The organism is Desulfosalsimonas sp. (assembly GCF_055149105.1).
The window spans coordinates 1-13,267 of record NZ_JBSRLA010000049.1; the positions used below are offsets into that span (position 1 = coordinate 1).

Consider the following 13,267-nt stretch of genomic DNA (forward strand, 5'->3'; position numbering starts at 1 on the left):
TTTGTAAGCGACATTGAGCGTTTACGGAAAAATTCAGCAAATGCCGGAGCTAAAAAATTTCAAACTGTTTGAGGCCGACAGGCCGAGTTTGTAAATTTTAAGCGAAGGCATTGGCTGAATCCGTAAACGGTCAGGAGCGAAAAAACCGACCCCGGCCGCAGGGCTTCCTTCCTGACAAACAGCGGACGCGGTAAAAAGCTTTTTACGATTCCATCAAACTTGAAAATGGCTCATTTTCAGGCTTTGTAAAAGGGATTATGGCATGGATTGCAGTTTCCGGTAAAGGGTCTTTCGGCCAATGCCGAGAATTTCCGCCGCCCGGGTGCGGCAGCCGTTTGTATAATTTAACACAGTTAAAATATGCCGGCGCTCGACTTCTTCAAGGCTCTGGAAAGGATCGCTGCCTTTTGAGGCAGGCGCTTTGTGCACCAGTTCCAGGGGCAAGGCCGCCTCGGTGATCAGATCGCCTTCAGCCAGAATCATGCTGCGCTCCAGCACGTTGTTGATTTCGCGGACGTTTCCCGGCCAGTCATAGGCCATGAGACACTGCATGGCCCGGTCGGTGATGCGCACCCGCCGCCCTTCACCCCCGGCCCGGGTGAGAAAGGTTTCCACCAGCAGGGGGATATCCTCCTTGTGTTCCCGCAACGGGGGCAGATGAACGGAAAATACGTTTAACCGGTGGTACAGGGCCTCGGAAAAATTCCCGGCCCTCACCTCTTTTTGCAGATCCCGGCTGGTGGCAAAAATAAACCGCACATCAACGTGCCGCTCCTGCTTTTCCCCGACCCCGCGATAGGTCTGATTTTCAATCACCCGCAGGAGCCCGCTTTGAACCTCCAGGGAAAGCTCGCCGATTTCATCTAAAAAAAGTGTACCGTTTCCGGCAAAGGCCAGCAGCCCCTCATTTGCCTCGGACGCGCCGGTAAAGGCGCCTTTGCGATGGCCGAACAGCTCGCTTCGCATCAGATCCTTCTGCAGGGTGCCGCAGTTTTTGGTAACCAGGGGCCGGTCTCTGCGCGCGCTTAACTCGTGAGTCAGCCGGGCGATCATGGTTTTTCCGGTGCCGCTTTCACCGGTGAGCAAAACCGGTGTTTCAGTGGGCGCGACTTTACCGATCAGGTAGCGCACCCGGTCGAGGGCCGGTGAGGAACCGATGATTCTTGTGGGGGGATTTTCCGTGCTGGCCTGCCGCAGCATCCGGTTTTCCCGGTGAAGCCGGCAGCGCTGGGATGCCTTTTCCACGATCATTTCCAGGCGCTGCAAATCAAATGGCTTGGTGATATAGTCATATGCCCCGGTCTTCATGGCCTGGACCGCGTTGTCCACGTCTCCGTGGCCGGTGATGACAATGACCTGGATTTCCGGGGCGGTTTCCTCCAGTTCAACGAGCACGTCCATACCGCTGCCGTCCGGAAGCCGGATGTCGAGGAGCACCACATCAAACTGCTGTTTTTCCATGGCGGCCCTTGCCGCGGACACGGTTTCAACACCAGTGACAATGCGCCTTTCAGAACCCATCTCCTTTTCAATGAGCCTCCGGATGGAGGCCTCGTCATCCACAACCAGAAGTTTTATGGTATCGTCGAAACTCATGATTCCCTGGCGCTTTCTTCTGCTGCCGGCAGACTTACCCGGAATACGGAGCCGGCCCCGGGGGTGCTTTCAACGGCAATTTCCCCGCCATGGGCCCCGATGATGTGATAACATGTGGAAAGCCCGATGCCGGTGCCCTTTCCCACTGGCTTGGTTGTATAAAAGGGCTCAAAAAGCTTGGATCGTTTCTCCGGGGCAATGCCGCAGCCGGTATCGGCCACTTCCACACTGACGCTGTTTTTTTCCGGGGTAAAAACGGTTCTGAGGGTAATGGTTCCCTGATCTGCAATGGCGTCCATGGCGTTTAACACCAGGTTGAGAATCACCTGGGTGAGTTCTTCGGGCAGGCCGTTTACCATAGGGAGATTTTCGTCCAAGGCCAGGTCGATTCTCAGACCCGGCTGCTGTTTCAATCGATTTTGAATGATTCTCAGCACATTGTCAATAACCCGGTTGAGAGCCACCCGGCTGAACTCGGCGCTGCTTCTGGGGCTGAAGGTCAGCAGGCTCCGGACAATATCGCTGCAGCGCCTGCATTCATCGCGAATAATGGCCAAATATTCGTTGAAATCCGCTTTGACCGTCTCGTCCGGGATATGCGGGGCCAGTTTTTCCATGCGCCGCCGCAGTCCGTCGGTAAAGCCCTGGATGGCGGTTAGCGGATTGTTGATTTCATGGGCCACGCCCGCGGCCAGAAGCCCGATGGTGGCCATTTTTTCGGCATGGTAATACTTGGCCCGCAGTTCCTTTTCACGGGTCACATCGCGCTTGACAACGATGATCTCACCGGGCAGCCCGTCGGTCTGCCCAAAAGGCGATGCAGTAATCTCAAAGTGACGGTTTTCACCGTTGACCGAAACAATGGCGCTTTGCCGGCGCACCGCATTGGCTTCAAGGGCGTCTTTTAAGGCGCATTGCTCACAAGGCCGGTTCCTGCCGCGAAAAACCGCGTAACAATGCCTGCCGGCGGGATTATCGCCGGAGTAAATGTCATAATAGCTGTGGTTGACCGAGCGGATCCGGTAATCCGTGGAAATAACGGCCACAATATCAGCAATTCCGTCAACGATGGCCTGAACATGTTTGCGCTGGCGCATTAATTCCATGTTGGAGCGGTTGAGCTCCTCGATCTTGTGCTGCAGCTCCTTGAAGAACCCCAGTTTTGAATGGCCGATACCAACAATGTCTTCCAGGCTGGGCTTGTTTGGCATTACCAGGCCTCCTTGCAGATATTGAGCATATCCGCCACTGTAGCATCCCTGGGATTTGTCAGCAGGCAGACATCCCTGGCCGCCATCCGGCAGAGCTTTTCAAGGGATTGTTTGTCACCGATAATCTGGCCAAGGCGCGTGGATACGTTTAACCCGGCAAAAAAAGCCTCGAGTTTTTCAATCCCTGCAAGGGCGGTGGCCTCATGGGTATCCAGCCGCTTACCGAGCACAATTTGACCGATATCGGCCATCTTGGCGGGGCATGCAGCCATGTTAAACCGCATGACCGGCGGCAGCAGCACCGGATGGATCAATCCGTGGGCGATATCGAGCTTGCCTCCCAGGGAATGGGCCAGCGCATGATCCATTCCCAGGCTGGTGTTGCTAAAGGCCATCGCCGCAAGGGTGCTGGCAGTGCTGAGTTTTTCCAGATTTTCCAGGCCCGGTTGTTCAATGGCGCAAGGCAGCCAGGTCATGATCAGATCAACGGCCTTGAGGGAATGGATCTCGGTCAGAGTGGAGGCGATGTTGGACACATAGGATTCTATGGCATGGGACAGGGCGTCAATGGCCGACGATACAATCAAATCAGCCGGCTTGGTGGTCAGTACCCGCGGATCGATAACCGAAATATTGGGCACAAGTGTGCGGCTGATAATCGACATTTTGACCTGCCGCTCAACGTCGGTGATAATGGCAAACTGGGAGATATCCGCCCCGCTTCCGGCGTTTGAGGGAATAAACACCATGGGCGGAAGCGGTCGCTGGATTCGGTTGGCCCCTTCATAATCCTGGACCCGGCCGCCGCTGGAGGCCAGCATGGCAATTCCCTTGGCCGCGTCCATGGGGCTTCCCCCGCCGATGGCCATGACCACGTCGCAGCCGGCCTCAAGATATCTCCGGGCGCCTTCGACAATTTGGAAATCCCGGGGGTTGGAGGTAATTTCGTTGAAGTAGTGCCAGTCAAGGTCCTGGGCTTTCAGGATTTCAAGAACCTGCCCCACCCACCCGGCCTGTTCCAGGCCCGTGTCACTGACCAGAAACACTTTTTCCGCCCCGAAACGCCTGGCGCACAATCCGGCATATTCCAGGCTGCCGGCGCCAAATAAGATTTCCGGAACGGCAAATTTGCGAACATCCATACCTGTTACCATATTCTTGAGTATACAGTGTTTTCGAATGCGAAACCCGTGCCGGTTTCAAAAAAACAAAAACCCCGGAAAAACATTGAACCCTTTTTTGCTTCCCCTGCTTTTCCGGGTCATCATGACCCCGGACCGGGTGGATTTGCGGGGCATAATGACCCATAATGCCGACTCTACCAGACCAGATCACAAATATCCATGCCGTGCCTTTTCGGCCCGGAGTTTCTAGCATAACCTTATTTTACTGCTTATTCAAGAAGATACATAATGCATGAGTTTTTTATCACCATTGCCGAACTTGTTTGGCCCGGTATTTGCCATAGAAACAATGAAAGTTTTTATAAACGATGTTTTTAACTTAAAAGGAGGTTATCATGACCGTACAGGAACAAGTCTATGGATTCTACATTCCCACCGTCACCCTCATGGGTATCGGGTCCCACAAGGAAATCGGCAACCAGGTCAACACCCTTGGCGGGAAAAAACCCTTTATATGCACGGACAAGGGCATTGTGGCCGCAGGCATCGCGCAGCAGGTGGCAGATGTGATCAAAAACGACTGTGGCGTGGATGCGGTAATCTATGACAACACCCAGGCCAACCCCACGGATAAAAATGTTCATGAAGGCCTCAAAGCGTTTCAGGACAAAAAGTGCGACCTGATCATCTCCCTTGGCGGGGGCAGCGCCCATGACTGCGGCAAGGGCATCGGAATCGTGGCCTCAAACGGCGGCAATATCGGAGACTACGAGGGCGTGGACCAGTCCACAAAACCCATGCCGCCGTTTATCGCAGTGAACACCACTGCAGGTACCGCCAGCGAAATGACCCGGTTCTGCATCATTACAGACACCAGCCGCAAGGTGAAAATGGCCATTGTGGACTGGCGGGTAACCCCCAACGTTGCCATAGACGACCCTCTGCTCATGGTGGGCATGCCCCCGGCCCTGACCGCGGCCACCGGAATGGATGCACTGACCCATGCAGTGGAGGCCTACGTGTCCACCGCGGCCACCCCGGTCACGGACGCCTGTGCCTTAAAGGGCATCGAACTTGTCTCCCAATACCTCAGGGCCGCGGTTGCAAACGGAGAAGACATGGAAGCCCGGGACCGGATGTGCTATGCCCAGTACCTTGCAGGGATGGCTTTTAACAACGCCAGCCTTGGCCACGTGCATGCCATGGCCCATCAGCTCGGCGGATTTTACGATCTGCCCCACGGGGTCTGCAACGCGATTTTGCTGCCCCATGTGAGCCGGTTTAACCTGATTGCAAAAATGAGCCGGTTTGCCGACATTGCCGTTGCCATGGGCGAAAACATTGACGGGCTTTCGATAAGGGATGCCGCTGACGTGGCCATCGAAGCCATCCAGACCCTTTCGGCGGACATCGGCATTCCGTCAGGCCTTGCCGCCCTGGGTGTAAAGGAAAAAGATCTGCAGGTCATGGCGGAAAACGCCCAGAAAGACGCCTGCGGCCTGACAAACCCCAGATGTCCGAGCCTTGAAGAGGTCATCGGCATTTACAAAAACGCCTTGTAAGTCCCAAAACCGGCAGAAGGAGCCCGGAGCCCGGACGGCCCTGCCAAAACTGCACCGTCCGGGCCGGGTTTGCCGCCGGCCCGCATAATTTGCCATTTACCGGCTTCCGGATCATTGTACCGGATCATTCTGACACAGGGCAGGGACAAAAAAATGGAACCGTCAATCACTCTCTATGCACTTCAGCACTGCGCCCACTGCAAAAGGGCAAAGCAATATCTCGAAAACCGGAATCTGCGTTTTAAAACTGTTTCCGTGGACATGCTTTCTGGCGCGGAGCGAAACGATACCCTGCGGCATTTGCGCCGCATCAATCCCGGGGCCTCGTTTCCGACCCTGGTCATCGGTGATACAGTGGTGATTGGATTTCAAAAGGAGAAAATCGAAGAGGCTCTGACACGGCAAAGCGGCTGACGCGGTTATTTGTTTCTGTCGCTCAGATCAAGGGCGTTTTCACAAATTTTTTTCAGTGCGGATTCCATTTTGGCCATATCAAAAGAATCCGGATCCAGAGTCTGCATCATGCCCAGTCCAAGCCCCAGGGCCAGCAGGATTACCGGCAGCTGTTCGGTGAGTTCAGACTCCAGTTCTTCGGCCTCCACGCCCTGCTGCAAATATTGGCTGATAAACGAACGCAGGTTGCGGTAGAATTTCTTGATAATATCGGCACATTCCTGATTGTTCTGGGCCTGGGCAAAATAATTGATCAGCAGCAAAAAAAAATCCGGATTGTCCACGGGTACAAAGGTGATGTTCTCCAGATGGGCAAACAGCTTGTCCCTGGATGAATCCAGGGGAGCCATGGTCTGCATGACCTGGTCGTTGGATTTGCGGAAAGTTTCCTTTAAAACCTGCAGCAGGATATCCTGCTTGTTTTTAAAGTAATGGTAGATCACTCCGGTGCTCACACCGGCTTCTGCGGCCACGTCCTTGATGGAAAGCTGCAACACCCCCTTTTCCACGATGCATCTGCGTGTGGTCGAAATGACCTGCTCCCGCCTGATCTGCTCCATTCCAACTTTGGGCATGGTGTATTTTCACTTTCTCTGGCTGATTAAACTGTTGCTCGGTAAATGAAACACTGATTTTATAGCCCTGTTTGCGGCCCGCCGTCAAGGCCACATTTGGCCCTGTGCCGTCTGGGGCCGGGTGTGTGTCAGGGCAGATTCTTTTTGACATATTCTGCTATCCGGAATTTGCGCTCCAGACCGGCTGCATTCATGTACCGGATTTTGCCGAAGATCTCCCTTTCCTTCCAGCCCCGGTCATGACGGCCGAAGCACCAGGCCACCCCGGCAAACCCGTTGGGATCCCGGCCGTCTATCTCATAGCGGTTGTTTAGCCAAAGCATGGTATCAAAGGCCGATTCCGGGGTTTCTGACCATTCAATGATTTTTTTGCCCCAGTACATGCGCATGTAATTGTGCATCTTGCCGGTGGCCGCCATTTCCGTCTGTGCAGCGTTCCAGTACGGGTCATGGGTTTGTGCGGCTTCAAACTGCTCCGGGGTATACATAAACGCACGCGCGTCATGCCTGTGGGCGTCCAGGCTCTTTTGCGCCCAGGCCGGCACGGCACTTTCGTAGCTGTCATAGCCGGCATTGTACCATACAAAATTGACCGCCAGTTCCCGGCGCACCACCAATTGCTCGATAAACGCCGCTTTGGCCGGTTCGGCAATATCTGCATTTCGGATTTGCAAAACAATATCCACGGGCGAAATCTGTCCGAAATGCAGATACGGGCTCAGATTCGACTGGCATCCGGCTGCCGGGTCCCTGGCCCGGCTCGGATAATCGGCCAGTTTTTCGGCAATAAACACAGAAAGCCGCTCCCGTGCCCGGTCCTGGCCGCCTGTAAACAAAACAGACGCATCAGAAAGGCTTTGCTTGTAGCCCAGCCCTGTGCAGACCTTTTCGGGATCAATATCCAAAGAAGGTTCAAGAGAGCATTGGCCGTGAATTTTAATCCCGGGCGGATCTGCAGAATCAAGAAATGCATCCAGGTTTTTCATGATCCGCGGACGAAGGGTGCGCGCGGCCGTCTCCTGCTTATCCGATGCCGCGGCCACAGGGACCACCACATCGGTTTCAATAATGGAAAAGGGACATGCCAGCCGGCGCTGAACCTGGTTGCGCCATTGTCGCTGTATTCGCAGATACCCGGTATCCGTGACCACCCACGCGGCATTCTCAGCCAGTTTGCAAACTCCGGTAACCATGTCCGCGGTTTCCATGACAAAGCAGATGCCCAGGTTTGCAAGGTCTTGCTGCACCTGGGCCAACCCCTGGAGCATGAACCGGTAGTGCCGGTATCCGGCCCCGGGAAATTTGGGCAGCAAAACAAAGCCCACCACCAGGGGTTTGTCAAGGTCATTTGCCCTTTGGGCCGCAAACTCCAGGGCATGGTTGCATCGGGTGCGCTGGGCCTGCTGCATCCAGTAAAGCACATATGCGCCGGATTCGGGCAAAATCCCGGCAAAATGGGTGATGCGTTTGTCATGAATCATTGATCCTCCTGATTTTTCCGTATAATTCAAACTTACCAACGCAACCCGGCAAAACACAACAAAACAATAAAACCGTTTTTTTGAAACCGAATTGTCATAAAAAAAACGTCGTTTAACCCCTTTAACTTTGTTTTGAATTGCGCTATAGTGTTATTTTCTAATTCAGTTATCCGTTGAACCCATGATCTGCAAACCCCAAGCAAAAGGAGTGTACTATGTCCAATGCCTATGAAGCGGCCTACCAGCGTTCCCTCGATGATCCGGAAGGCTTCTGGGGCGAAATTGCCGAAGACTGCCACTGGTTTAAAAAATGGGACCGGGTGCTGGATGATTCCAACAAACCCCTCTACAGGTGGTTTACCGGCGGGAAGATCAACACCTGCTACAATGCCCTGGATTTCCACGTGGATGACCGGGGCCGGGGCGATCACCTCGCCCTGATCTATGACAGCCCTGTGACAAACACCATACGCAAATACACCTATGCGGAACTTCGCGACATTGTGGCCCGGTTTGCCGGGGTTCTGACCAATAAGGGCGTGACCAAGGGCGACCGGGTGATTATCTATATGCCCATGATTCCCGAAGCCCTTGTGGCCATGCTGGCCTGCGCCCGCATCGGGGCCATTCATTCGGTGGTTTTCGGCGGTTTTGCCGCAAAAGAGCTTGCCACCCGCATTGATGACGCCCGGCCGAAAGTCATGGTGTCGGCATCCTGCGGCATCGAGGGCCAGCGCGTCATTGCCTACAAGCCCCTGCTGGACGAAGCCATCCGGCTATCGAAACACAAGCCTGAATCCTGTATCCTCTATCAGCGCCCCCAGGAACATGCACCGCTTAGCGAGGACCGGGACTCGGACTGGGAGGAAGGCATGAAAAACGCCTCTCCTGTGGACTGCGTGCCCGTGGAAGCCACAGATCCGCTTTATATCCTTTACACCTCGGGCACCACCGGCCAACCCAAAGGCGTGGTCCGCGACAACGGCGGACACGTGGTGGCCCTGAAATGGAGCATGAAAGCCATTTACGACATTGATGAAGATGATGTCTGGTGGGCGGCTTCTGACGTGGGCTGGGTTGTGGGCCATTCCTACATTGTCTACGCCCCGCTGTTTAAGGGATGCACCACGGTCCTCTTTGAGGGAAAACCCGTGGGAACCCCGGATGCCGGGGTATTCTGGCGGGTGATTTCCGAGCACAAGGTAAAATGCATGTTTACCGCGCCAACAGCCTACCGGGCCATACGGCGCGAAGATCCCCAGGCGGAGCTGCTGCACCAGCACGACCTTTCGCATTTCAAGATCCTGTTTCTGGCCGGAGAGCGCTCTGATCCGGCCACCATTCAGTGGTCGGAAAAACATTTAAATGTTCCCGTCATTGACCACTGGTGGCAGACCGAAACCGGCTGGGCCATTGCCGCCAACTGCATGGGGCTGCATTTCTTTCCGGTCAAGTACGGATCGCCCACCAAGGCAGTTCCCGGCTGGGACGTGCGGGTGCTGAATTCGGCCAACGAGGAAATGCCGCCGGGCGAAATCGGTGCGCTTTCGGTCAAACTGCCCCTTCCTCCGGGCACCCTGCCCACCTTGTGGGAAAACGACCAGCGCTACATTGACGCTTATCTCAAGGAATATCCGGGCTATTACAAGACCGCGGATGCCGGCATGATCGATGAGGAAGGCTACATTTACGTGATGTCTCGAACCGATGATATCATCAACGTGGCCGGACACCGTCTGTCCACAGGTGCCATGGAAGAAGTGCTGGCCTCTCACCCGGACGTGGCCGAAGCCGCGGTGCTCGGTGTCCATGATGAACTCAAGGGCCAGGTGCCCGTGGGCTTTCTGGTGCTCAACGCCGGAGTGGCAAAGGAAAAGGAAGAGATCTTAAAGGAAGTGGTGGCCATGGTGCGCGACCAGATCGGTCCGGTGGCCGCGTTTAAAAAAGCCGCTGTTGTCAAGCGCCTGCCCAAGACGCGTTCGGGCAAAATCCTGCGGGGCACCATCCGGAAAATCGCAGACCAGCAGGAAGTCAAAACCCCTGCCACCATCGATGATCCGGCCATCCTGGACGAAATCCGGGAAGTACTGGCCGAAATCGGCCTGGGAAAAACCGCAAGCTGATACAGCAATGCCGCTCGCGGCATGATGTGTGTTTGCCGATGGCCCGGCAAAACGGGCCGTCGGCAAATCCATTATTTGAAACAAAACACCCGGGGCCTCTGGCCGTGCTCAGGCAAAATAGAGCCGGGACAGGTTTTCTGCAATACAGGCGGGCTTTTCACTGCCTTCCACCTCAATGATCACCCGCCAGGTCAGCTGGACCCCGCCTGTGACCTCATCTACTGCCAGAAGGGTCATCCCGGGCCTGACCCGGCTGCCGGCGGGCACGGGCGCGGCAAACCGGACCCGGTTTAACCCATAATTCACCGTCATCCGGGCAGGCGGCAGTTCAACGGTATCTTCCATGATGCGGGGCAGCAGGGAAAGGGTCAGAAAGCCGTGGGCAATGGTGGTGCCAAAGGGCGACTCTTTTGCGGCGCGCTTCTCATCGAGATGAATCCACTGGTAATCGCCTGTTGCTTCTGCAAACAGGTTGATCTGCTCCTGGGTGACCGGATACCAGTCACCCACTGCAATTTCCTCTCCGATTTTCGCCTTGAGTTGTTCAACTGTTTCAAATCTGATCTTTGCCATAAAAAACAGGCTCCTTTTTATCTGAGTACCAGGGTGTGCTGAGTGTTTTCGGAAATGGCGCTGTCGCTGAACCACCAGTAGAGCTTGCTGCCGTCCATAAAGGCGTCCACCTGGTCTTTTTGATGGGGACTCAACAGTCTTCCGGTCACACCGCCGGGCAAAACCGCGGCCACTTTGTCCGCATCGGCCATGTCAACAACCATGCGCAGCGACGCACAATGGGTCACCTCAAAGGGATTTTGGTAATCATACCAGCCGCGGCAGAGGGTTTCCCCTGAGCCGGGCATGGGCATGGGTCCGGTGCCCATCAGGGTCTTGCCCAACCCCTGACGCCGGACCGGATGGACCAGTTCCAGGGTATGAACCTGTCCCCACTGCCACTGATCCATGTCTGTTCCAAGGTCGTCCTGCAGTGCATCACGGGCCTGCAGGGCCGCCTGCCTGAAAAGTTCGGCCATGGTTTCGGTTTTCTCCGGGGTCTTTTTGTTGTCAAACCACGGAGACCGGCCGGAAAGCACCATCTGCTGGAGCCGCTCCTGCCAGAAATACCAGTTATTGAGCATTCTTTGAGCGGTTTCGGATCCGAGTTCATCTTCAAACACAAGCCTTGCAAACCGGATATACACGGACTGAAACACTGCAGGGGCCGCCTGGTCCGGGTCGTCAAAAAAATCCCAGTCTGCAAGAATTTGCCCCATCTTCCGGGTCTCATCTCCGGCCAGAAGGGCCCGGGCCATGACCGGGGCGATCTTTTCAGCCATGGAATTATAGGTATCGCGCTGGTACTGCCAGTGGGTATCCGCGTCTTTTGGTCCGGAGCCGGCCATAAGTTCTTTCAGGCGCTCATATCTGTAGGAGGGAGCGAAAAATGAGGAATAATAAAAAGGATAATCAGCAGCCACGGTTTTGTGATTGCAGGTGCCCAGCCAGTTTCTTTCCGGATTGGTGCTGTGGGGCATCTGGTTTTGCGAAATCCAGCCGACCCAATTGTCCCTGTCGTCTGTGACCTTGCGCGGGAAAGTGCCGTCATTGTCTGCGCGAACCGGAATTTTGCCCGAGGCCCGGTATCCGATATTGCCCCGGCTGTCGGCAAACACCCAGTTGAGACACAGCATGGGGATCCGGGAAACGGCATTGTGTAAATCCGCGGCGGATTCTGCAGTGATCACGTCAGCCAGTCCGATTTCTGAAGACATGGTTTCTGCCGGCGCCCAGCGAAGGGTGATGACACGATCTGAATCCAGCCCGGAAAACACGCCGGACACCACGGGCCCCCTTCGGGTGCGGCGAATGTCAATCTTTTCTTCGCGCATATTGCCCGGGGCATCCTTGTCCTTGATGCGCAGGATTTCAGTGATGGTTTCAAACGGCACCGAATCCCCGCCTTCCATGTAATGATCCGGATTGTCCGTATCCACGGTTTCCACGTAAAGATCCTGCATGTCACCGTAATTGTTGGTCATGGCCAGGCTGACATGTTGGGTGCGGCCCATGGCCATTCCCGGCAGCCCCGGAATGTTGACGCCCACGGAACGGATCTCCGGGGTAATGATTCCCAGGGGATACCAGACACCCGGCAGCAGCCTGGGATCAAGATGCGGGTCCCCGGCCAATATCGCCCCGCTGCCGCCGGATAGCACCGGACTCACCGCCCAGTTGTTGCTGCCCAGATCCAGGCGCATGGGCGGCAGGCTTTCACCCCGGCGGACCGGGCCGCCAACGGCGGCCTGCCTGTAAAGAAGAGGATCCCCGGGCAATTGGTAATCGAAATCTCCGTCATCCTCCGGATCATCCGGATTGATGTTCACCGGCAGAACCTGCCGGATCCGGTCCGGACCCACGGCTTCCAGAAGCCCAAGGGCCGTGATTTCCGTGCTCAGGTTGGCGGATGTGCTCCAGGCCATGTAATAGAGAATCGAAAGGGAATCGGCAACCTTCCAGGGTTCAGGCTCGATGCCGGCCAGCCGGAAAGCCAGGTGAACGTCTTTCGGGGTTTTTTCAATAAAAGCGTTAATACCGGCCACATAGGCTTCAAAAAAGCGGCGGGTTTTGTTATCCAAAAGCTGCGCCTGCTTTTTGGCGATTCGATGCAGGCCGATGGTGCGCATTTTAATATCCAGCGCCCTGGCCTCGGCCCCGGCCAGTTCGCAGACCCGGCCCTGGGCCATCAGGCGGGCCAGGTGCATGGAAAACAGCCGGTCCTGTGCGGTCACAAACCCCTGGGCTTTAAGGGCGTCCGGGAGGTTTTCCGCATAAACATAGGCCATCTGCTTTTCATCCCGCTTGACCGTGACCGGCGCACTGAGCCCGGAAATCTCCAGTTCACCGTCCTTTTTATAATCATTGAAATACAAAAGCCCCAGATAGACACCCCCGGCGGCAAGCATCAAAACGGCTGCCCCGGCAACAAGACCCCTGATCCATTTCACGGTGACTGGCTCCTTGGTTGATGGTTTCGTAAAAAGCTTTTTACCGGGTCCGCAGTTTTTGCAGGAAGTAAGTTTTTAGATGGCGCCGTAAAAGTTCAAGATCAAGGCTTGCGCGATTGCCGAAGCAGGCAGGTCAACAA

The 13,267-nt window shown here is 55.4% G+C and carries 10 protein-coding genes; 3 read left to right on the forward strand and 7 right to left on the reverse strand.

The genetic code is table 11. From position 1 onward, the window contains the following. Positions 1–255 precede the first annotated feature (255 nt). The 3 genes from ACTCIA_RS11985 to ACTCIA_RS11995 are packed head-to-tail and all read right to left on the reverse strand — an operon-like array spanning position 256 to position 3,949. Positions 256–1,596, reverse strand: a complete 1,341-nt coding sequence (locus ACTCIA_RS11985) for a sigma-54-dependent transcriptional regulator (protein WP_463002057.1) — start codon at positions 1,594–1,596, stop codon at positions 256–258. Further along, on the reverse strand, positions 1,593–2,807 hold the full coding sequence (locus tag ACTCIA_RS11990) for a two-component system sensor histidine kinase NtrB (RefSeq protein WP_463002058.1): 1,215 nt from the start codon (positions 2,805–2,807) through the stop codon (positions 1,593–1,595). Before ACTCIA_RS11990 ends, ACTCIA_RS11985 begins: the two co-directional genes overlap by 4 nt. Further along, positions 2,807–3,949: an iron-containing alcohol dehydrogenase gene (locus ACTCIA_RS11995; protein WP_463002059.1), complete on the reverse strand. Its 1,143-nt coding sequence runs from the start codon at positions 3,947–3,949 to the stop codon at positions 2,807–2,809. The genes ACTCIA_RS11990 and ACTCIA_RS11995 overlap by 1 nt, the downstream gene beginning before the upstream one ends. A gap of 377 nt (positions 3,950–4,326) precedes the next feature. Here ACTCIA_RS11995 and ACTCIA_RS12000 point away from each other — a divergent pair, with 377 nt between their 5' ends. Both ACTCIA_RS12000 and ACTCIA_RS12005 read left to right on the forward strand, forming a co-directional pair. Beyond that, positions 4,327–5,493, forward strand: coding sequence for an iron-containing alcohol dehydrogenase (locus ACTCIA_RS12000; RefSeq protein ID WP_463002060.1), 1,167 nt, complete (start codon positions 4,327–4,329; stop codon positions 5,491–5,493). 153 nt (positions 5,494–5,646) lie between these two features. Continuing rightward, positions 5,647–5,907: a glutaredoxin family protein gene (locus tag ACTCIA_RS12005; protein WP_463002061.1), complete on the forward strand. Its 261-nt coding sequence runs from the start codon at positions 5,647–5,649 to the stop codon at positions 5,905–5,907. Between the two features lie 5 nt (positions 5,908–5,912). Here the strand turns inward: ACTCIA_RS12005 and ACTCIA_RS12010 are convergent, their stop codons facing one another. Both ACTCIA_RS12010 and ACTCIA_RS12015 read right to left on the reverse strand, forming a co-directional pair. Then, the gene (locus tag ACTCIA_RS12010; protein WP_463002062.1) at positions 5,913–6,521 is read right to left on the reverse strand and encodes a TetR/AcrR family transcriptional regulator; all 609 of its coding nucleotides are present in this window, start codon (positions 6,519–6,521) and stop codon (positions 5,913–5,915) included. Between the two features lie 128 nt (positions 6,522–6,649). Then, complete coding sequence (locus ACTCIA_RS12015; protein WP_463002063.1) at positions 6,650–8,002, reverse strand: deoxyribodipyrimidine photo-lyase; 1,353 nt, start codon at positions 8,000–8,002, stop codon at positions 6,650–6,652. A 215-nt stretch (positions 8,003–8,217) separates the two neighbouring features. Here ACTCIA_RS12015 and ACTCIA_RS12020 point away from each other — a divergent pair, with 215 nt between their 5' ends. Beyond that, positions 8,218–10,125 carry a propionyl-CoA synthetase gene (locus ACTCIA_RS12020; RefSeq protein ID WP_463002064.1) on the forward strand — a complete coding sequence of 636 codons (1,908 nt, stop codon included), beginning with the start codon at positions 8,218–8,220 and terminating at the stop codon, positions 10,123–10,125. 108 nt (positions 10,126–10,233) lie between these two features. On the opposite strand, the gene ACTCIA_RS12025 is transcribed toward ACTCIA_RS12020, so the two are convergent. Further along, positions 10,234–10,698 carry a MaoC family dehydratase gene (locus tag ACTCIA_RS12025; RefSeq protein ID WP_463002065.1) on the reverse strand — a complete coding sequence of 155 codons (465 nt, stop codon included), beginning with the start codon at positions 10,696–10,698 and terminating at the stop codon, positions 10,234–10,236. Positions 10,699–10,715: 17 nt separating this feature from the next. After that, on the reverse strand, positions 10,716–13,127 hold the full coding sequence (locus ACTCIA_RS12030) for a penicillin acylase family protein (protein ID WP_463002066.1): 2,412 nt from the start codon (positions 13,125–13,127) through the stop codon (positions 10,716–10,718). Positions 13,128–13,267 lie beyond the last annotated feature (140 nt).